This is a genomic window from Kovacikia sp. CALU 1929 (genome assembly GCF_056784235.1).
In genome coordinates, this window is sequence record NZ_JBXBCF010000090.1 from 1 (window position 1) to 21010 (window position 21010).

Annotated in this window: 16 protein-coding genes; 4 read left to right on the plus strand and 12 right to left on the minus strand. The window is 49.4% G+C overall.

The features are described from left to right. Nucleotides 1–269 precede the first annotated feature (269 nt). The 4 genes from AC1S52_RS24485 to AC1S52_RS24500 all read right to left on the minus strand — a co-directional run bounded on the left by AC1S52_RS24485 (nucleotide 270) and on the right by AC1S52_RS24500 (nucleotide 2175). Entirely contained in the window at nucleotides 270–590 is a 321-nt protein-coding gene (locus tag AC1S52_RS24485) for a hypothetical protein (protein WP_482031657.1), read from the minus strand. A 2-nt stretch (nucleotides 591–592) separates the two neighbouring features. Next, nucleotides 593–856, minus strand: coding sequence for a hypothetical protein (locus AC1S52_RS24490; RefSeq protein WP_482031658.1), 264 nt, complete (start codon nucleotides 854–856; stop codon nucleotides 593–595). 180 nt (nucleotides 857–1036) lie between these two features. Further along, nucleotides 1037–1648 carry a cysteine dioxygenase family protein gene (locus AC1S52_RS24495; RefSeq protein ID WP_482031659.1) on the minus strand — a complete coding sequence of 204 codons (612 nt, stop codon included), beginning with the start codon at nucleotides 1646–1648 and terminating at the stop codon, nucleotides 1037–1039. A gap of 20 nt (nucleotides 1649–1668) precedes the next feature. Further along, nucleotides 1669–2175, minus strand: a complete 507-nt coding sequence (locus AC1S52_RS24500) for a hypothetical protein (RefSeq protein ID WP_482031660.1) — start codon at nucleotides 2173–2175, stop codon at nucleotides 1669–1671. 668 nt (nucleotides 2176–2843) lie between these two features. Here AC1S52_RS24500 and AC1S52_RS24505 point away from each other — a divergent pair. Next, complete coding sequence (locus AC1S52_RS24505) at nucleotides 2844–4451, plus strand: helix-turn-helix domain-containing protein (protein WP_482031661.1); 1608 nt, start codon at nucleotides 2844–2846, stop codon at nucleotides 4449–4451. A gap of 45 nt (nucleotides 4452–4496) precedes the next feature. On the opposite strand, the gene AC1S52_RS24510 is transcribed toward AC1S52_RS24505, so the two are convergent. Further along, complete coding sequence (locus AC1S52_RS24510) at nucleotides 4497–5411, minus strand: ParB/RepB/Spo0J family partition protein (RefSeq protein ID WP_482031662.1); 915 nt, start codon at nucleotides 5409–5411, stop codon at nucleotides 4497–4499. A 1241-nt stretch (nucleotides 5412–6652) separates the two neighbouring features. Between AC1S52_RS24510 and AC1S52_RS24515 the strand changes: the two genes are divergently transcribed. Then, nucleotides 6653–8104 (plus strand): helix-turn-helix domain-containing protein, encoded by a 1452-nt coding sequence (locus tag AC1S52_RS24515; protein ID WP_482031663.1) that lies wholly within the window; start codon nucleotides 6653–6655, stop codon nucleotides 8102–8104. 123 nt (nucleotides 8105–8227) lie between these two features. Here the strand turns inward: AC1S52_RS24515 and AC1S52_RS24520 are convergent, their stop codons facing one another. From AC1S52_RS24520 to ptsP, 3 genes are all read right to left on the minus strand, one after another. Then, entirely contained in the window at nucleotides 8228–10042 is a 1815-nt protein-coding gene (locus tag AC1S52_RS24520; RefSeq protein ID WP_482031664.1) for a PTS fructose-like transporter subunit IIB, read from the minus strand. Between the two features lie 314 nt (nucleotides 10043–10356). Continuing rightward, on the minus strand, nucleotides 10357–11295 hold the full coding sequence (gene pfkB, locus AC1S52_RS24525) for a 1-phosphofructokinase (RefSeq protein WP_482031665.1): 939 nt from the start codon (nucleotides 11293–11295) through the stop codon (nucleotides 10357–10359). Nucleotides 11296–11331: 36 nt separating this feature from the next. After that, a complete protein-coding gene (gene ptsP, locus AC1S52_RS24530) occupies nucleotides 11332–13785 on the minus strand; it encodes a phosphoenolpyruvate--protein phosphotransferase (RefSeq protein ID WP_482031666.1) in 2454 nt (817 codons plus the stop codon). 605 nt (nucleotides 13786–14390) lie between these two features. Here ptsP and ppsA point away from each other — a divergent pair. Beyond that, nucleotides 14391–16910, plus strand: coding sequence for a phosphoenolpyruvate synthase (gene ppsA, locus AC1S52_RS24535; protein ID WP_482031667.1), 2520 nt, complete (start codon nucleotides 14391–14393; stop codon nucleotides 16908–16910). Between the two features lie 187 nt (nucleotides 16911–17097). Further along, nucleotides 17098–18471: a tryptophanase gene (locus AC1S52_RS24540; protein ID WP_482031668.1), complete on the plus strand. Its 1374-nt coding sequence runs from the start codon at nucleotides 17098–17100 to the stop codon at nucleotides 18469–18471. Nucleotides 18472–18674: 203 nt separating this feature from the next. On the opposite strand, the gene AC1S52_RS24545 is transcribed toward AC1S52_RS24540, so the two are convergent. The 4 genes from AC1S52_RS24545 to AC1S52_RS24560 all read right to left on the minus strand — a co-directional run bounded on the left by AC1S52_RS24545 (nucleotide 18675) and on the right by AC1S52_RS24560 (nucleotide 20969). After that, on the minus strand, nucleotides 18675–19286 hold the full coding sequence (locus AC1S52_RS24545; RefSeq protein WP_482031669.1) for an antibiotic biosynthesis monooxygenase: 612 nt from the start codon (nucleotides 19284–19286) through the stop codon (nucleotides 18675–18677). A gap of 135 nt (nucleotides 19287–19421) precedes the next feature. Beyond that, nucleotides 19422–19727: a hypothetical protein gene (locus AC1S52_RS24550; protein ID WP_482031670.1), complete on the minus strand. Its 306-nt coding sequence runs from the start codon at nucleotides 19725–19727 to the stop codon at nucleotides 19422–19424. A gap of 238 nt (nucleotides 19728–19965) precedes the next feature. Continuing rightward, nucleotides 19966–20613 (minus strand): hypothetical protein, encoded by a 648-nt coding sequence (locus AC1S52_RS24555; RefSeq protein WP_482031671.1) that lies wholly within the window; start codon nucleotides 20611–20613, stop codon nucleotides 19966–19968. After that, nucleotides 20610–20969 carry a hypothetical protein gene (locus AC1S52_RS24560; protein ID WP_482031672.1) on the minus strand — a complete coding sequence of 120 codons (360 nt, stop codon included), beginning with the start codon at nucleotides 20967–20969 and terminating at the stop codon, nucleotides 20610–20612. Before AC1S52_RS24560 ends, AC1S52_RS24555 begins: the two co-directional genes overlap by 4 nt. Nucleotides 20970–21010 lie beyond the last annotated feature (41 nt).

The window sequence follows — 21010 nt, forward strand, 5'->3', positions numbered from 1 at the left end:
AGGGACTACGAAACCTTACCCGAAAATCATGAAGGCATGATTTATGTGGTTATGATTCGATTAATGCTCCGCCGCTTAACAAACAACCGCCGAACGAGGAAGCCAAAAACTGCTTAACTAACATTTACAAACAGCTTCTAAACAACAGGATTTGCAGACCTGTCCCCGTAGTCATGCGGACATTCCTTGTACAGTCCATGCATTGGAGTCTGGTTGATGAAAGCGCGTTTCCTCTCAGTTTTTATGGAGCTAGCAGCAAAAGAAGGTAATCAATGCTGGCTGCGTTCGGTGGCTAGAATTTGGGCGATCGCCTCTGGCAGATCCTCTAATCCGGTATCGGCTTCTGACGCATTCACCGGAGAACGAAAGGTATAGCTGGGGTCGCATTCACCCGTGTCGTAAACTTGCAACACCCATTTATCGGGTAATCCCTCTACGCCAATTTCAACGACGCACCAGGTTTCCCCCACGGGGCGCACATTCAACACAGAAAACCATTCTTGATCCTCGGTTGGAATCTCCAGATCATCCATGAGAAACGCGATCGCGAGTTGTCCAACGTCATCGGTCGATCGATTGAGGGTTTCCATCGTTACTCCTTAGCAGTTGCTTCTGGATACAGGTTGAGTTGAATGGCTAGCTCGCGAGCCACATGGAAGAGAAACTTAGCACCGTCTTGATTTTCTTGATGCGCCATCATTGTGCCCACCCTCACAAGCGCTTGCACCAAACCTGCATCAATCAAATCGGGTTGAGCATCGAGAATGTCTGGTTCCTGCCCATTCGGGCAAGCCAGCAAAGCTTCAATCAATTTCAGGTATTGATTCTGGCGTTGTTCTGTTTGTTGTTGAGTCATGGCTGGCTGATGTTGGATGAATGATAAATCTTGGGTGAATGATAAATAGTGGATTCAATAGAGACTCTGCTGCCACAGCTTTTCCAGCGTGGCAACTTGCTGTCTCAGTGACTGAGATCGTTAAACAAGCTGGGAGAAGCTTCAAGAGTTGAGCTTTCATAACCAATACTCAATAGCAATCTAAAAGTTTTTCGCAGTGTGAGCGATCGGATCAAACTCAAAGCGTTTGGAATGGTGAGTTTCACCGTACAGGTTGAGGGCTACAGTTGGCTCAGTGCCAACCGCTTCTATACAGTGAATGGCATCAGGGGTAAAGCTGATAATATCGCCTGGTAACAGGGTCACTTCAGCCGTTGGCTCCACCCAATCGGGAAACTTTGGATTAGGGAGCCGTTTCCAGAGGGTATTTTTTTCTTCCCCCTTCAGGATCGCCACAATGCCCCAATTTCCATGATTGTGAATGGACGATCGCGTGCCCGGTAAGTAGGTAGAAATTTGTACCGTTAACGGGTAGCCAATTTCGTCGTAGAGCATGATCACACCAGAACCCGTATCGGGACTAGGTTGGGTATATTGCGTTTGTATCCAGTAGGAATTTGTAATCAGCCGTCGCACCAGTAACCATAGTTGCGGTAAACAATCGGTCTCATCGATCGCGGCTTCCAGCACATCTTCAACTTCCGTCAGAAAGCGATGAAAGCGGTAGGGCGTGCGGAGCAAATCCCATTCTCTCACCGGTTTACACACCTGCCACTGCCCTGTCTCTGTGACTAATAGATCGCGATGTTTCATGGCTACCTCAACCACTGTGATTAATCCTCCTCATCGTCAGGGTGAGTCAGAATTTGCAACACTGTAGCTGCTCCAAATTCTCGTCCGTCGTCAATTTCGCTCACGCGAGTGGTGATCACGGTTGCTTCTTCGATCGCACCCATCCGTGCCAGCACCAGCCCAGAAGCCCCATAAGCATTGAGATAGAGCCGGATGGTGGGTTCCTCTTTACGATCACTCAGAATCGGTGCCAGCAACTCCCACTGCTCTGGAAGCCTCTCCAACTGTCTGATTCGCTCAAGCACCTGGGTGGCAATTTGGAGGGCAGCCGCATTGTCGTGTTTATAGAAAAAGTAGCGGTAGGCGGCGACCAGTACATCCAGAGATTGATGGGCGATCGCCAGGGCTTGCTGTATACACTCCTGAGACTGTGCCGTGTCTTCCCAGCTATTCGCCGCCGCAATCAGCAAACGTTTAACTTCAACGGGTAAGTTATACCAGGATAGCGTTGGCTCACGGTTAGATTGAGGCTTAAAACAAACTTGCATAGGCTTAGACTGCGGCATGATGTCAATCAAAAACAATCATGGGACTTTTCTTCTTATACCAGGTGTTTTCAGCCAAACAGCAGCACTCATCTCATCCATTAACAACACCCTATTACTACTGTACTCAGATGCTCAAACGGCTGCATTGCAGGAAGTTCAGGGAAATGCCAGAGACAGGGTACAGGTATTTTCCAAGCAGGAAGTGAGTTTTTACTGGTCAGGAGGCTAGTATTTTACCCACGACGTAGTGAGGATATTTTCGACCTATGATTGAGCGCCTGTAGGGGAATAATGTATAACGCCTTTTCCAAACATGGTTTTACTCAGTTTGGAAATTGCTAATAATGATATTAAAAGTGATGGTCTTCTAACATTAATGTTGGTAGCAAGTGCTACTAAACGAAAGCTCAAATTGCTTGTAGTAAACATATTTCAGGCGAAAGCTTAAGAAATCATTTAATCGTTTAGATTGAACAAAATAGCGGGACATTTTGATTAAAAGTAAACACTAATTCGTTCGTAATGAAATACGTTGAGCTTACTATTTTACGACTCACATTCGCTTTCCAATCTCACGTTTCGGTATCATAGGTCGGCTCGAAGCTCTCTCATGATGATTCACTGAGAGGGTTACTTAATCAACCTTATATAGTTAACCACGTTCACCTATGGCATATACCATCACGAACCGCTGTACCCAGTGTGGGGATTGTATTCCCCAATGTCCAAAAGATGCTATCAAGCTTGAGGAAGGTGCGTTCTGGATTGATCCCATGTTGTGCAACGACTGTGAAGGTTATGCCGATGAACCGCAATGTGTGAATGTGTGTTCGATCGCATCCCCACCCATGCCTTTACAGGCAAAGAAAGGGCGTTGCAAGACAACTGCCCGAATGCTGCCTAGCCCAAACCTGTTTGCGAATGGCAAAAGTAACCCGTTTGCGTCCGCAATCACTGTCTGGGAAGGATGTAATGTCCTGGCACAACGTCAATCCCTAGCTTGGAAAAGTGATTCAGATGGAACGCTTTTTTACGAGCGGCAGGTAAACGGTGGACGCGGGACGATCTCCTTCCGCCTTATCAACGCCTTCGACTCAGACTCTCCTGTTCCCCTTGACAGCACCGCAGCCCAGGCTGAACTTGCTACTTGGGACGTGCGCGCTGCGTGCCTGCATTTGATTTATGCCGCTCACGCTATGGCTCTAGAGCAACCCTGGGAGCAGGAGTTTGTGATCAGCGATCGCCAAATTGAAACCTATTTAGGCTTGGAGAAACGCAAAGATCTGAGCAAGCTTGCCAAGTTGACCTTAATTAAAGAGTTAGTTCAACAGCCGTGCAAACTCCAGATTGATATCCAGTGGTTTCAACAAGGACGGGTACGCGGATTTTCGCTAGAACAGAGCCGCCTCTGGCATTTGCTCGACATCCAGCATCACTTTCAAGAAGATGACTTGGGCTGTAAACACCTCATTGGACTCACCTTCAGGGTGAAAGCCGGAGCCTGGTCAAAATACTTTCTCAATCGTCAGGGCGCTAGAGAAAGTACGGCGTTTTACCAATACAGCAGTTTGCCTAAAACCCTCCTGTGGACAGTGACCAGCCTATGGCAACAGCACGAGGGTGCCTGCCGCATGTTGCTGTGGCTCCTGTTCAAAACCAAAATGGGCAGTGAGCAACGCCTGACCATACCAACCCTCATGCGGATCGCGTATGGAGAAATGAAGGTGTTTCAGGCTACCACTCAGCGAGAGGAGCGTAAACGGTTACTGCGATCGTTCGAGAGTGATCTGGAAGTACTCAATCACTATGGGTTGAAACCAGTCTTTGATCCCATCACCTACCCACTGGACATTCAGCCACTGTGGGCAAAACTAGCAGACTTACCTGACGATGCCGAAGCCGCGCTGGAATTTTGGACGAATGATGGTAGCAACGGCCGTCGCCTGACCGATGCTGCACCGCGCCATAAATGGAATCGGTTGATGCAAGCAAGGATTTTGTGCTTCGAGCTGCCTCAAGGGTGGGAGATCCAGGCAGCTCAAGTCACCCAGAAAAAATTGCGTAACGCTCAACGCAAAGAAAACACTCAACCCCGATCGGCGCTTTCGGCTCAGCAGATCATCGCTGCGAGAAAAAGCCTGCAAATTAGCCAACGTGACCTGGCAACCCATGTGGGCAAAAGTCAAAGTTGGGTGCGCGATATTGAGAGTGGCCGTCTTCAGGTTGGCTTCAAAGATCAACAGCTTCTCTTGCAAGTGTTGCGTGTGAACCCATAAAGCTCTTTTGTCGGTCAATTTTCCCTAATGTTCTCTGTTTTGCTTTCACGTTGGACTGTGCGGCAATTCATGATCTAATAGGGCTTCCAGTTTAGAAAACAGTTCTTGGGCTTGTGTCCACCGCTGAGGGTCTTCCCATAATTTCGCCTTCAGCAGTCGTCGATGCAGGGCTGTCAAGATTGCTTTAGGAGATTGAAGCTCTGGCTTTGGTTTAATGACTTTAATGCAATCTCGAATTTGATTGAGCGAAAGATTCTCTTCAACAGCTTGCTTGAGCAAAGCTTGGCGCTGAGTGCTATCTTTAACACGAGCGATCGCTATAGCCTTCGTGTAAGCAATCTTGCCGCAGCGAATGGCATCCAAAATCTCGTTTGGTAAGTTGAGTAGCGGCAGCCGATTACACGTGAAGGAGAGCCAACTCATCAATCCCAACTCTTGAAAAACAGACTGAATTTCTTGTTCTTGCTCTGATCTGGCATTAGGAATAACGTTATTCCTACCCTCACTATCCTTTTCAAGCATATTTTTCATTTGATAAAGCAAGGTTTGCACTGCCTGCACTCGCAGTTTCAGCCTGAAAGCAAGCAATTGTAATACACCTTCTGTTTCTTCGATCGGATTAAGATCTTCTCGTTGCAGATTCTCAATTAAGGCTAATTGAATTGCCTCATCGTCGTTTAGTTGCCGAATGACGACTGGCACTTTAGGTAGACCGAGCTTGAGAGCCGCCCGGTAGCGCCGTTCACCCGCTACCAGTTCATATTGATTAGTTTGCAAAGGGCGTACTAGCAATGGCTCCAAAATGCCATGCCGTGCGATCGATTGCACTAACTGCTCTAGCTTCTCCGGGTCAAAGTAATGACGTGGCTGTTCACGAGTCTTGATAGATGCCAGTGAAACCCATTCAGCAACATTCGTCGTTTCTCGATTCATCGTTTCTTGAATGTGGGATTGCACCATGACTGCCTCCAGCAAGCCGACAAGACTGAATCATGAACGTAGCTTCTCTGTTTATATCAGATCGCTTGAAGCCAGCAAGCAGATCTCACTGTCAAAGAGGCGATGAGACCCAATAGCGATGTACTCATCTACTCAAAACATTATGAAAAGGAAGTTTAGACAGATATTAGGGGTAGGGTACAGGCTTTTTGTTACCTGTAAATGAGTCTTTATGGGTAAGGGATCTAGCATTTCCACAAAACTTCCACATGAGTTGAGCAGAGAAGAGTTTGTTATAGCGTTTCCTTTCTGGGTGAGGTACATCTCATCTGTTTGACTCAAGGATTCTATGGCTATCCATGTACCTCACTGGATTCAAAAACGCTATATCGACATCTCAGATTTAGAAAACGCTTTTTCATCTACAACAGCATTATCTAAGAGACATAAAGTGTTCAATTAAAATTTAGATTTGGAGAAATTGTAGATAAACTTGAGGTTATAAAATTCATAGAAAAAAGCTAAACTAAAAAACAAAATATTTAATATACTGAAATTATTAAAAAACTATTTAATAGCTTCTGCCGAACAAAATGAAGCGTATTTTTAGATTAAAACTAGTATTAAAGAAGCGTTGATTAGAGATTAGAACAATGCCTGTTGAACAAGGCTAAATCAATGTGATTGGGTTCAAAATTTCTGATGATATAGCAATGTGATTTGATTGCGAGAAACGATAGAGCAGGCATTTCATTTACCAAATTTCTGGCAGGGAAACAAGCTAGTTATACCAGCGCTACGGCGTTTTTTAGGTGATTGCTTAGTTGACTGAAAAACTAGAAACCCCTACCAGCTAATTTATTCCGCCAGCAAATAGAATTCACTTCTTTGAAAGCAGAGTCCTCTAATAGGGACTTGCTCGATCAAGGTTTTCGGTGCTCGCACAGGCAGATTTTGCCTTTTTAGCCATAGTTATAACCGCCAAACACAAAAGCTTTTGCAGCTCCCAGGTTACGACACAAAAGCTAACAAGGCTTACGTTTTTAGTTAGTTCACGGCTCACTTTGAGGTAATCACACACAACTATGGCTTATACACTTACAAGCCTGTGCACTCAGTGTAATGACTGCTTGCCCTTGTGTCCTACAGGTGCCATTAAGCAAGAGGGTGAAAAACTTTGGATTGATCCGATGTTATGCAATAACTGTGAAGGTTTTTATGAGAAACCATTATGTACTTCGATCTGTTTAAATGATGTCCCTGTGCCATTGCAGGCAAAGAAAGGTCGATGTAAGGTTGATAGGAAAGTCAACACGAGTCCAAGGCTCTTTTCCAATGGCAAAACTCATACATTTGCGTCTGCGATCGTCGTTTGGGAAGCTTGCAATGTGCTAGCCCAGCGACGGTCGTTACCCTGGCAACCGGATGAGTCGGGTAATCTCTGCCATCGGCGGCAGGTCAGCGGCGGCAGGGGAGAGGTTACACTTTGCCTGACAGATACTTGTACTCCAGATGTGCCTATTGTTCTGGAAGCAGAAGCGGCACAAACAGCGATCGCCGCCTGGGATATACGATCGGCGTGCCTGCACCTGATATACGCCGCATATGCAACGTCTCTGGAGCGCCCCTGGGAGCAGTCTTTTACAGTCAGCGATCAAGAAATTTCCGACTATCTGGGCTTAAACAAGCGCAAAGATCTAAGTAAACTGGCAAAACTAACCTTGATCAAAGATCTGGTTGAACAACCCTGCAAACTGTTGGTGACGGTTGACTGGGCACCGCAGGGTAGATTCAAGAAAATTACGGTTCCTCAAAGTCACTTGTGGCACCTGATCAATACTCAGCACCACTTTCAAGAGGATGATCTAGGATGCAAACACCTGACTGGAATGACTTTTACCATTAAGGCAGGTCAGTGGACACAGTTCTTCCTCAATCGACAGGGCACCCAAGCAGGAACCACGTTTTATCAATACGGCACCTTGCCCAAATCGCTGCTTATGAATGTGATGAGCCTCTGGCAGCAGCATGAAGGGGTTGTCCGGATCATGCTGTGGCTTCTGTTCAAAACTCGTATGGGTATTGAACAACGAATCACTGTACCAATGCTAATGCGGATTGCTTACGGGGAACAAAGGGTGCTTAAAGCAGCCTCTCAGCGAGAAGAGCGCAAACGTTTGGTGCGATCGTTTGAAAGTGATCTCGACGTGCTCAACCGCTACCAGCTTCAACCAGTCTTTGATCCATCAACCTATCCACTTGAAATCCAGCCTTTATGGGTGAAGTTAGCAGACTTACCAGACGATGCTGAAGCTGCTTTAGAGTTTTGGACGAGCGATGGTAGCCGGGATCAACGCCTAACGGATGCCGCTCCACGCAACAAGTGGCAGCGGCTCATGAATGCTCGTTTGCTAAGATTTGAACTGCCAGACGATTGGATGCAGCAGTCACCTAAGTCAGCAAAGAAACCATCAAAAGCACGCAAACCACCTCAACCCAAAGCGTCATTTTCAGGGCAGCAAGTTGCCGCTGTCAGAAAAAGCCTTCAACTGAGCCAGAGAGTGCTGGCAGATAGGCTTGGCAAAAGCCAGAGCTGGATTCGGGATATTGAAAACGGTCGGCTGCAATTAAATGAAAAAGATTGTGCAATGTTGCATGAGTTGCTACAGCGGTTTGCAAGTCAGATAGAGGTTAATAAAGCATTATCAAAGTAAATCAGCATCGTCTCAGTGTAAGATTCCCTTGTCTAAACACAACCAATTCTTCAGCATCAGAATGTTTGAACCGAATCGGCTCAAACAGCGATCGCTCAGTTGCCCTATTTCTGGCAGCCTGCGCTAGATGACTGGATCTGGTTTTGGTTTTGGCTTTGCTTTGGGTTGCCAGCGTTTGAGTTGAACGGCTAGCACCGCAGTGATGAATGTGCCGATCGCGATCGATGCCACATATAGCCCCGCTTGCCCCACGGCATTGGGAATTGCCAGCACAAAGATGCCGCCATGGGGCGCACGCAGCGTACAGTCAAACAGCATGGACAGTGCTCCTGTAACGGCTGACCCTGCAATGCAGGCAGGTAACACCCGAAGTGGATCTTTTGCAGCAAACGGAATCACCCCTTCTGTAATGAAGGACAGACCCAGCACCGCTGCCACTTTGCCCGCCTGGTGTTCATCTTCTGTAAACTGGCGTTTTGCTAGAAACGTTGCCAGTGCCAGACCCAGCGGCGGTGTCATCCCCGCTGCCATCACGGCTGCCATTGGCTGAAAAATGTTGCTGGCAAGCAGCCCGACCGCAAACGTATAGGCAGCTTTATTCACAGGACCACCCATATCCACGGCCATCATGCCGCCCAGTAACAAGCCCAGCAGAATAGCATTGGTCTGCCCCATGCCCTGCAAAAATGTCGTCAGCCCATCCATCAGCGCTTTCACAGGCGCACCAAAGACATAGACCAGCAGTAGCCCAACCGCCAGGGTAGACAGCAAGGGAATCACCAGAACGGGTTTGAGTCCTTCAAAGTTGGGAGGCAGATTCACTTTTTCCCGTACTAACAAGGCGATATATCCAGCCAGGAAGCCGGAGAAGATGCCGCCAAGAAAGCCCATCCCCAAATTCGCTGCCAGCATCCCACCAATTAGACCGGGGGCTAAACCGGGGCGATCGGCAATGGAAAAGGCAATAAACCCGGACAGCACTGGCACAATCAGAGCAAAAGCAGCCGTTCCACCAATTTGATTCAAGGCATAACCAATGGTTCCGGGTTGGGGATCGAGTCCAAAAACAAAGGAAAGGGCAATGATCAGTCCCCCAGCAACGATGACGGGTAGCATATAGGAAACCCCTGTCAGCAGGTGTTTGTAGGGACCCGATCGCCTGACTGCCTGCTCTGTTTTTGCCTGCTTGACCGACTGTAAGTAGTCTCCCTGCCCGTCTGCTGCTCCTGCTGATGCGGGTTCTGGCAGGGTCAGGGCAGTTTCAATTACCGCCTTGCCATCCTTGAGGGCTGCTTTGGTAGAGGTTTGATGAATCCGTTTGCCGTTAAACCGGGACAGATCCACGTAGGTATCGGCGGCAATCACAACGGCATCTGCCGCCGCAATTTCTTCCGGTGTTAACTGGTTTTTTGCCCCCACCGAGCCTTGCGTTTCTACCTTCATCAGGTAGCCCAGTTCATTCGCAGATTTCCGTAACGCTTCGGCTGCCATGAACGTGTGGGCAATGCCCGTGGGGCAGGCGGTGATCGCCACCAGAGATTTGGGAGCGATGGAAACTGCCGCTGGCGGAACCGGCACTGGAGAAACCGCTGGTGCAACAGGAGTCGGTTCATCGTTGTCGGGGAAGGATTCTGCGATCGCTTCTTCAATCACTGCCCTCGTATTCCGAATTGTGCGGCTGGTGGAAGTCGCGTAAACAGGCTTCCCAGCAAAGCGGGACAGATCTACTGAGATGTCTGCCCCCACAATGACCAGATCTGCCTCGTCAATGTCCCGTTCTGCCAGGAGAGACTTGACTCCTTCAGAACCCTGGGTTTCTACCTTGATGTCATAGCCCATCACATCAGCGGTTTTCTTCAGCGCCTCTGCTGCCATCACAGTATGGGCAATTCCCGTAGGACAGGCGGTGACAGCGACAATTTTTTTAATCGGTTTCATGGTTAAGGGGGGATGAAAAGGGGAGGGGGGAGGAGTTGAGAGTTGAGAGTTGAGAGTTAAAAGTTTTGGGTGTTGAGTTGAGGATTAAAAGTGTTGGGTTGAAAGTTTTGAGTGTGGGGTTATGAAGTAGTGCAATGGGCAAGTTGGTAGCCAGGATTCTCAGTGTTTCGTTGAGCTGATGTAAGGTTTTGAATAAACCTCTCAGACATTGGGTATCTGGAGATTTACGCCCATTGTGTTAAGTATTCTTTTCTTCTTTTTTCTTTCTCCATTCCTAACTCTTAACTCTCAACTTTCAATTACTCTCCCAACCTTTAAAGCGGTTGGACAATGACCTGCTCCATTAGGGCTTCAACGGTTTCTTTGGGGGGAAGGCGGGGTCCGACCTGGCTCAGGGCACCGATGGAGAAGGCGGTGGCTAAGCGGGCACAGTCGGGTAGGGAAAGTCCGCGTAGTTTGCTGGTGATCAGTCCTGACACCATTGCATCGCCTGCGCCTACGGTGCTCACGACCTTAACTTTAGGGGGGTGGGCGTAGATGACATCGGTTCCTTCGGCAAAAATGGCTCCTTTAGCGCCCATAGAGACAGCAATCCAGCGAATGCCTTGGGCTAACAGGTCTTGGGCTGCCTGGGCGATCGCCCCTTCACTTTCTAGGGGTCTGCCAAATAGTTCCTGGAGTTCGTCAATGTTCGGTTTGATGGCATCGGGGACAGCGGCGATCGCCTGCCGGAAACTTTCTCCACTGGCATCTAGAACAACCGTTTTGCCTTTCTGCTTTAACCCAGCAATCAGTTGTTGATAAATGCTGGGAGACATCCCTGTTGGCAGACTACCCGACAGCACAAACCAATCGTGGTCGGTTGCCAGGTCATCCACGACTTGATGGAGAGCTTTCACATCAGCGTCTATGGGGGCCTGTCCCGGAAAGTTAATGTCTGTCACCTGGTTTTGCAGCGGGTCAATAACTTTGACGTTGACGCGAGTTTTGCCGTGGATCGGCACGAATCGGTTTTGAATGCCCTTTTGCTGGAAGAAGGTTTGGAATAGTTCAGTGTTATCTTTGCCCAGGAAGCCAGACACCGTTACCGAAAACCCAAAATCAGTCAAGAAGGAAGCCACATTGACTCCCTTACCACCGGGGTCTGCCTGCTCCCACTCGACACGGTTAACCTCACCGGCTTTGAAGTTTGGGACGGATGCCGTCTGGTCAATGGCTGGATTCAGGGTAATCGTGGCAATTTTAGGATTCATGGTTTTCTTCTCTGGGTAACGCACCGACACCGGAAATCACATCAGGGTACGGACTTCCTGGGCACTGCGGCATTTGAGGGCACGGCTGGCTAAATCCTGGGTTTTGGCAAAGGACAGCTTGCGGAGTTTGGCTTTGACGGCTGCAACGCTGGGAATACTGACGCTCAATTCGGTCACACCGAGTCCTGTCAGAATGGCTGCGCCTAAAGGCTCACCGGCAATCCCGCCACAAACCCCGACCCACTTACCAGCCGCGGTGGCTGCCTGCACCGTTTGATGGATCATCCGCAGAACGGCGGGGTGTAAACCATCTGCCTGTTTTGCCAGTACGGGATGTCCCCGATCCATTGCCAGTACGTACTGGGTCAGGTCGTTGGTGCCAACGGAAAAGAACGCGACTTCTTTGGCAAACTCATTTGCCATCATCACCGCAGAGGGCACTTCAATCATCATGCCAATCTCAACCGGATCGGCTCCGACTTCGTGCCGCACTTCCTCCGCGATCGCCGTTGCCCGCTTCAAATCATCCAGAGTGGCAATCATGGGAAACATAATTTTGATTGGACCCGTTTGGGCTGCTCGAAAAATTGCCCGCAGTTGAGGTTTAAACAGGTCTGGGCGTTGCAAACAGAGACGAATTCCACGCACCCCTAAGAAGGGATTATCTTCGCGGGGCAGGTTGAGGTAGGGTACCTCTTTGTCCCCCCCAATATCCAGGGTGCGGATGATCAGAGGCAAGCCATTCAGCGATCGCGTCATCTGGGTGTATGCCTCAAATTGCTCATCTTCAGAAGGGGGTTCAGAGCGATTCAGGAACAGAAACTCGGTACGCAACAGTCCCACGCCTTCGGCACCGGCATTAACTGCCTGCTCGGCTTCAGCCGCCGTGCCAATATTGGCTACCACTTCTACCCGGTGTCCGTCAGTCATGATGGCAGGCTGGTAACACGCCAGCTTTTCGGCTGCTCGGATCTCCTGTAAGTCTTTCTGGGCAGCTTTGGCGGTTGCCAGGTCTACCTGAGAGGGGTGGGGGTAGAGATTGCCACTTTCACCATCCAGGATGCAAAGGGTGCCATCCGTTAGCCCCAGTACCGCCGGACCCGCACCGACGATCGCGGGAATGTCGAGAGATCGGGCAATAATCGCACTGTGGGAGGTCGGACCGCCATAGGCAGTGCAGAACCCCAAGGTCAGTGCCGGGTCTAAACTGGCAGTGTCGGACGGGGTCAAATCTTCTGCCAGCAAAATCACGGGCGAACTGGGAGGAATTGGCTCATCCTCTACCTTGTCTGCCAAAAGTCGTAACACCCGCCGCCCCACATCCCGCAAATCCGTTGCCCGCCCTGCCAACAAAGGGTCGGATAACTTTTCCAGGGAGTGGGCACGCTGTTCATATGCCTGCTGCCAGGACCAGGCAGCACTACGGTGGTCTTGCAGATGGGCGATCGCGTCGTCCACCATTTCCGGGTCTTCCAGAAATTCTTGATGCGCCAGGAAGATCGATGCTTTACCTGCCCCTGAGCGCTCTTTTACGTCCTCATATAGTTCATGAAGCTGGGCTTTTGCCGTTTCTACTGCCTGCCGCAGGTGGGTTTCTTCCGCCACCGGGTCTTTCGCCGTGGCTTCAAATACAATTTTGCCGCGCTTGAACTGCAAAACAGGTCCAATTGCCAGTCCGGGCGATGCGGCAATTCCGGGAACTGCCGCCGACTCAAATGCCAGGGTATGCCCCAGCGTGATAGACGTGGTTTCTTCTTCGTCCTCTAACCCGGCTGAAATGGTTCGCTCCAGGGTTTCCAGAGCCTCTTCTGCATCCGCTCCCTGCGCCATCAGGCGAATGGATTGTCCTCCTTCCACCCCCAGCTTCAGCAGCGATACCAGGCTCTTGGCACTGGCAGTCTGATCACCGTAGCGGACTCGGATTTCTGAGGCAAACTCCTTCGCCAGGTTCACCAGAACAGTAGCCGGACGGGCATGAAGCCCTGCCTTGCCCTGGATGACCACATCGACATAACGGTCAAAATCGGGTTCAGCGGCTTGACTCATCCCCTTTCCATCCGTCTGGCGGTGGGTCAAACAGTCAATAATGTCGTCAGGACTGGTGGTTTGAGAGAGTCGCCGCACGGTCTCATCGTCGTCCAGAATGTGCGTCAGGTTGGACAAAATTTCGATGTGTTCATCCGATTTTGCCGCAATGCCAACCACCAGATGCACCTTTTCACCGGGATTCCACTCCACCCCAGCGGGAAATTGCACGACCGAAATCCCGGTTTGCAAAATCAAATTCCGGTCTTTGGGCAAGCCGTGGGGAATTGCGATGCCATTACCTAAATAGGTGTGGGCAACCTTTTCTCGCTCCATCATGCTGGTGATGTAGTCCGGCTTCATGTTGCCGTTTTCGACCAGCAAAGTACCCGCTTGATGAATCGCGTCAGCTTTGTTAATAGCTTCTGCTTTCAGCTTAATGCTGCCTTGATTGAGATCGATCATGTTATTTCAAAATTAAATTGTTAAAGATTGAAAGTATGTTTTAGCTTTGCATATTTAAGCAAACCAAATTTTCCTCCAGGCCTTAATCCAAGAATGGAGAATGCTTGCCGTTTGAAGTGCCTAATTCCGATGCTAGATCCGATGCTCTAACTTCGACGCTTTCACTCCCATGCAATTACTGATTAAATTTCATGGTAGTTGCTGGCAACAGCGACGGCAGGTTCGTTTAATGATTTGTAAAGGCATTCGTGGCAATGATTGAGATGGAAAATAAAATTTTCAATTCTCCACCTCCTTATCAAGTCCATCTGGCAACCTGTTTAAGAAGAAAACCATCCAAACAGTGGCGATCGCGGCTGCCTTCTGCTTCCAGGTAAAGACATTCTTGTGGCAAACATTCTAAAATCAAATTGACAAACCTCACCTCAACCCGCTTCAGCTTACGAATTGATGGGCGAATCTCCTTGTAAATTCTTGTAACAAACCTTGTTGCAAACCTTGTTACAAACCCTCAAAACCTTTACAGAATTTTCTAAACAAATCTGAGCCTATCAAATCAGACCTATTAGATTTAACGACCTACAAAACTGTCGGAGTAAAAAACCATGTTTACCGTCAAAAAGCCCGATATTACCCCTTTAAATCAAGACCTTAAGGAAACAGCATTTGTTCTTTGGTTTGAGCAGGTCGGTATCGTCGATGTGCCTCTGGTCGGGGGGAAAAATGCGTCTCTGGGGGAAATGATCCGGCAACTGACCCCCAAAGGCGTGAACGTTCCAACGGGCTTTGCCACGACGGCTCATGCTTTCCGCTATTTCATGGAAAAGGCTGGACTGGAAGCCCGTTTACGTCACCTGCTGGCAGATCTGGATGTGGATAACGTCAACAATCTGCGTGAAAAAGGCAGACAGGCACGCACTCTGATTCTGGATACCTCCTTTCCGGCTGAACTGGAGGAAGCCATCATTAATGCCTATGTGCAACTATCCGATCGCTACGGGGTTACCGTCGAAACCTGTGAAACCCTGACGGGCAGCGATCGCGAAGTGTGTCTCAGCCGCTACAGTGGCACCGATGTCGCCGTGCGCTCCAGTGCCACCGCTGAAGATCTACCCGATGCCAGCTTTGCCGGACAACAGGACACCTACCTCAACATCAATGGCATCAACGGGGTGCTGGAAGCCTGCCACATGTGTTTTGCTTCCCTATTTACCGATCGCGCCATTTCCTACCGTACAATCAAAAACTTTGACCATTTTGACGTGGCTTTGTCGGTCGGGGTGCAGAAAATGGTGCGCTCTGACCTGGCAGCATCGGGCGTGATGTTCTCAATCGATACCGAAAGTGGCTTCAAAAACGCCGCCTTGGTCACGGCTGCCTATGGTCTGGGTGAAAACGTGGTGCAGGGAGTCGTCAATCCCGATGAGTACATTGTGTTTAAGCCAACGCTCAAACAGGGATTCCGTCCCATTCTCGAAAAGCGCCTGGGCAGTAAAGAAATCAAAATGATCTACGACATCGGCGGTAGCAGACCGATTACCAATATCCCGGTGTCCAAAGCAGACCAGGCAAAATTTGCCATCACCGACGACGAAATTCTGAAGCTGGCAGAGTGGGCATGCATTATCGAAGACCACTACTCTGGGGTGCGAGGCAGCTACAGCCCGATGGATATTGAATGGGCAAAGGATGGGACGACGGGCGAACTGTTTATCGTCCAGGCACGTCCTGAAACGGTTCATTCTCAGAAAGAAACCAATGTCTTGCTCACCTACCGTCTGAGCGAACCGGGGCACCCCACACCCCTGCTCACGGGTCGCGCGGTGGGCGAAATGATTGGACAGGGCAAGGTTCGGGTGATTCTGGATGTGCGCAAGTTAGAAGAGTTTGAGGAAGGCGAAGTGCTGGTCACGACCCGGACTGACCCAGACTGGGAGCCGATTATGAAAAAAGCCAGTGCGGTGATTACCAACCAGGGTGGCCGCACCTGCCACGCTGCCATCATTGCGCGGGAGTTGGGACTACCGGCGATCGTTGGGTGTGACAACGCCACCGATGTGCTGAAGGATGACCAGGAAGTCACTGTCTCCTGTGCCGAAGGGGAAGAAGGGCAGGTTTACAGCGGTTTACTCCCATTCGAGATTGAAGAACTGAACCTGGGTGACCTGCCCCGGACCCGCACCAAGATCATGATGAATGTGGGCAATCCCCGTGAGGCGTTTCGGCTATCGCTGATTCCCAATGACGGCGTAGGACTGGCACGCACTGAATTCATTATTGCCACCCTGATTAAAGTTCATCCGCTGGCACTGCTGAACTTCGATACGCTGAAAGACAAAGCCGCTAAGTGGGAAATTAGCCAGTTAACCCATCAGTACGAAACCATTTCTGATTACTTTGTGGATAAGCTGGCAGCGGGCATTGGCATGCTGGCAGCGGCGTTCTATCCCAGTCCGGTAATTGTGCGGATGTCAGACCTGAAGAGTAATGAGTACGCCAACCTGATTGGTGGTCAGGAGTTTGAGCCAGAGGAGGAAAACCCGATGATGGGCTGGCGGGGTGCTTCACGCTACTACGATCCGAAGTATCGAGATGCCTTTGGACTGGAATGTCAGGCATTTAAGCGGGTCCGGGAAGGGATGGGGTTGACGAACGTGATTCCGATGATTCCGTTCTGTCGCACGCCAGCGGAAGGGCGAAAAGTGCTGGAGGAAATGGCAAAGCATGGATTGGTGCAGGGTGAAAATGGCTTGCAGGTCTACGTGATGTGCGAACTGCCCAGTAACGTCGAGCTTGCCGATCGCTTCAGTGAGATCTTTGACGGCTTCTCCATTGGCTCCAATGACCTGACCCAACTCACCCTGGGCATCGATCGCGATTCTTCCCTGGTATCCCAACTGTTTGACGAACGGGATGAAGCCGTCCAGCGCAAGATCCAGCGGGTGATTTCCTGTGCCAAACAGTTCAACCGCAAGATTGGCATCTGTGGTCAGGCACCCAGCGACTACCCCGAATTTGCCCAATTTCTGGTAGAGCAGGGTATTGACTCGATCAGCTTGAACCCGGATTCGGTGCTGAAGACGCGGCTGGCGATCGCCAAAACCGAAGCCGCCATTGGCAATTAAGAAACCGGGATTTAACCAGTCCCAGGATTGGAGCGAGGCGGGTTTATCCAGATGGTCTCTCGGTTGATCATTTCATCGCTAAACCCGCCCGTACAGATTGAGACGTGATGAAATCTATCTTCTTAAAGATTTGGTTTGCATGTGGAGTGATGAGTGCTGATATCCATTCCCCACAGGCTCATCCCGTATGAAAACCGTTACTGAACCCTTCCGAATCAAGATGGTTGAACCGATTCAGTTCAGCGATCGCCCTCAGCGTGAGCAATGGTTGCAAGCCACTGGACTGAATTTATTTCTGCTCAAAGCTGAAGATGTGATTATTGACCTGTTAACCGACTCCGGCACGGGAGCCATGTCTGCCGCAGCCTGGGCGGCTTTAATGCAAGGCGACGAGTCCTACGCTGGCGCTAGAAGCTGGTATCGGTTTGAACGGGCTGTTCAAGAAATTTTTGGGTTTCCCCAGGTGATTCCCACCCATCAGGGGCGAGCCGCAGAACGCTTATTTGCCAGTGTCATGGTACAACCGGGAATGGTGATTCCCAACAACACTCACTTTGATACCACCCGTGCCAACCTGGAAGCGGTCGGAGGTCGAGCCGTGGATCTCCCCTGCGCTGATGCCAGCAATTTAGCTCTGGAAGCTCCCTTTAAGGGAGACATGGATATTCCTGCCCTGGAACAACTCATCGCAAAAGTCGGACCAGAGAGAATTCCAGTGATTCTACTGACCGTCACCAATAATTCTGGAGGCGGACAGCCCGTGTCAATGGCAAACATTTGGGCTGTGAGCAAGCTGGCGCATGGGCATGGGATTCCCCTGTACATTGATGCCTGCCGCTTTGCGGAGAATGCTTATTTTATGCAGCAGCGGGAAGCAGGGTATGAACACATGCGGATACCTGAAATTGTGCAGGAAATGTTCAGCTATGCCGATGGATGTTTGATGTCTGCCAAAAAAGATGCCTTTGCCAATATTGGCGGCTTTTTATGTACCCGTGATCAACAACTGGCAGAAGAGTGGCGGCGATTGTTAATTCTGACAGAAGGATTTCCGACCTATGGCGGCTTGGCAGGACGGGATCTGGAGGCGATCGCGGTTGGTTTGCACGAAGTTTTAGATGAAGACTATCTCCATTACCGGATCCGCTCTACCCAGTACGTAGCGGATCAACTGCATGAGCTTGGCATTCCCACGGTTCGTCCCGCTGGCGGACATGCTGTTTACATCGATGCCCGCAGTTTTCTACCCCATATCGAACCTTTACAGTATCCCGGACAGGCTCTCGCCCTCGAACTTTACCTGGAAGCCGGAGTGCGTGGCGTAGAGGTCGGTACCGTTATGTTTGGTCGAGATGCCCATACAGGAATGGAATCTCCGGCAAAATGGGATCTGCTGCGACTCGCGATTCCCCGCCGGGTCTATACCCAATCGCACATGGACTATGTGATTGAGGCGATCGCCCAGGTCTGGCACCGTCGGGAATCAATTCGCGGACTCAAAATGATTAGTGAACCGCCCTATTTAAGGCATTTTAGCGCTCGGTTTGATTGGGTGGGATAGGTGTCACACTATCGTTCCCCCCTAACACCTAAGGGATGTGCCCCAAAATAAAGTACCCGCTAGACAAGCTACTCCACGATGGATTCCCGCCTGCGCGGGAATGACGTTGGGACTTTATTAATTGGCGAGTCCCTAATACCTAACACCTAACACCTAACACCTAACACCTGACACCTGGCACCTGACACCTGGCACCTGCTACCTTAATACGGTTCACTCGACTGGCTGCTGCGTCTGGGATGCCGTTTTGGGGAAGGATAGAGCCAGACATTGAGCAGTTTGGTGAGCCAGGGCATCACCGGGTAGGTCAAGAATACGGATACAAAAATGACTGAAATCAATAAGCCGATCAACGGATGGAATCCTTTGAGTAAGGGATCGAGTAATACATTTGCCAGCAAGATCAAAGGGTAGACCGCCAACACACCCAGAACGACTTTTTTGTAAAAAGCAGGTTGCGAAGTCCGATGGGGAACATTCTTGGGCAAGGTAAACCACATCTCTATGCCGCTGGGCAATTGTTGGCGCGATCGCTCAGCCACCAGATCCTTGGACTTTTCCATCCATTCCCGGTAAGTCTGTGAGGCGGTCCATTCTCGAAAATGGGCGTAGTTGTCAAATTTGACGATCACAACGTATTCAGGATAGATGTGATCACGCGGTCGAATGATTTCAACCCCCAGGAAGCCCTCAAACTGTTGAGCCGCCCGATTAATTCCCTTCGTCCAGGCTTCGTATTCCTGAATATGACGGGGTTCTACAACTTCAGAGATGACAAAGGTAATGGGTCCAGACTGGGGCTGAGGGTCTTGCATAGAAAAGAAGCGTGGAATGAACCATTCTATGCTCAGACAAAATGCTGGTTTAAGCAATCAGGAGCGGCTATTTATGAATTGGCTAAAGTCAGGCAGTTCAAGCAGGTAGTTTTCTGATTTCAAGTACTTTTTGCTTCAAAGGTTTGCCGCTTTTTTGATCTTTTTGCAAATATCGACCCAGACTCGATTTTGGTCTGTGGTTGATAGACTACCTAATGGTTGATTGGGCGGATGGGCGGCTTGATATTTCTCAATTTCGGTTTCCTCATACAGGCAATAGCTCAAGGGTATCCAAATAATCGTCAATCCTTTTGCCTCAGCCGCATCCAGTAATGGTGGCAATTCATTTTCAGCAATGAAGTTAGATGCGAGCAAATCGGGACTGACCATCAATACCGCGACTTTTGCGGCAGCAAGAGCAGTTGCTATTTCATTTGCCACTTTGCGCCAGGTTGAATCTGGATATCATCCCAGACATTCAGAGATTGGTTGCGAATCAACACAAACAAGTTAACTCTCTGTTACGCCCCCACCGACAGCTTGCGGTATAACGGCAAAACGCAGCGGCGGCAGATAACCTTAAATCAGCAGCCCCAGCAGCTTTAGATGTCCGCTGCCGCGTGAAGTGTTAAGCAGATATACTCGTGAACCAGACAAGCATGAAGAGTTGATTTTAGAGTCAATTGAGGTTCCAACGAGCTTCTGAATTCTTTTCAACTACATAAAATTCAGAATCGTTAGTAACTAAACGAAAGTAAAGCTGATTCCCAAAAGAAATGCCGCTGGCCTTCGCTTGTGATAGAAGACTATGTAAATTGCTTCTGACATAGTCTTCTAACTGTCTTACCCTAATCGCATGATCATCAGATGCCATCACAACTCCAACGCTCGTCCCTGAAGTTGTGTAACCACCGCCCGGAGCAATATAAACAACACCATTAGCGAGTTGAATCGGAGCCAACACACCTGATCTCCGAAAGGTAACTCTGTTTTCAATGGGATTTTCAAGTTCAGCTATTCCACGAATGCGAAATTGCCTGATAGAGTCTTGCCAATTGTCATGCAGAATTTGGATAAGACTCTCATTTGTCCAGTTGCCATGATCGAAAACACTTATGAGATAGGCATAATCTTGATCAAAACGTGCAAACAAAAGAGGACCTGTGCTCTCAACTAGGTTTCTATGTCTTCTATGAGAAGATACACCCAAGTGAAGATGGTATATCCCCCAATCATTGAGAAGATTATCGTTATCACTAGGATCAAGCAAAACTTTTGTGCTGAGATGATGCCACAACTCGTCTCCCATCTCGATACGATTTGTCAAAATATCAAGTCCAGCTTGGTGCTCTGGTGGGCACGCAAATTCCTTTGAAAGAAGTAGTTTTCTGGGTTTAAAGGTATACGTCTCCAAAAAACATTAAAAAATTTAAAACTAATTTCTTCTGGCGTTTCACCCGCTTCAACTGTGTATCCCATGTCGGAAAATTTTTGTTTCAGGTGGTTTATCCAATCAGCGTAGAAATCAGCCTTAATTTCGTAGCCTTCATTCATACAAAGCTCCCTAACTGTCAATGGCATACCTGTCTGCCTAACGTTGCCCATCACCCGCCGCAGATAATCTTTGATGCTTACAGACAACTTCTCGGCGGTCGGTGTGCATGGCGTCGTTAGGCGGTTCATTCCTTGGGGTAACGGGCACAATTAAGGGTCTCAGCAAAATA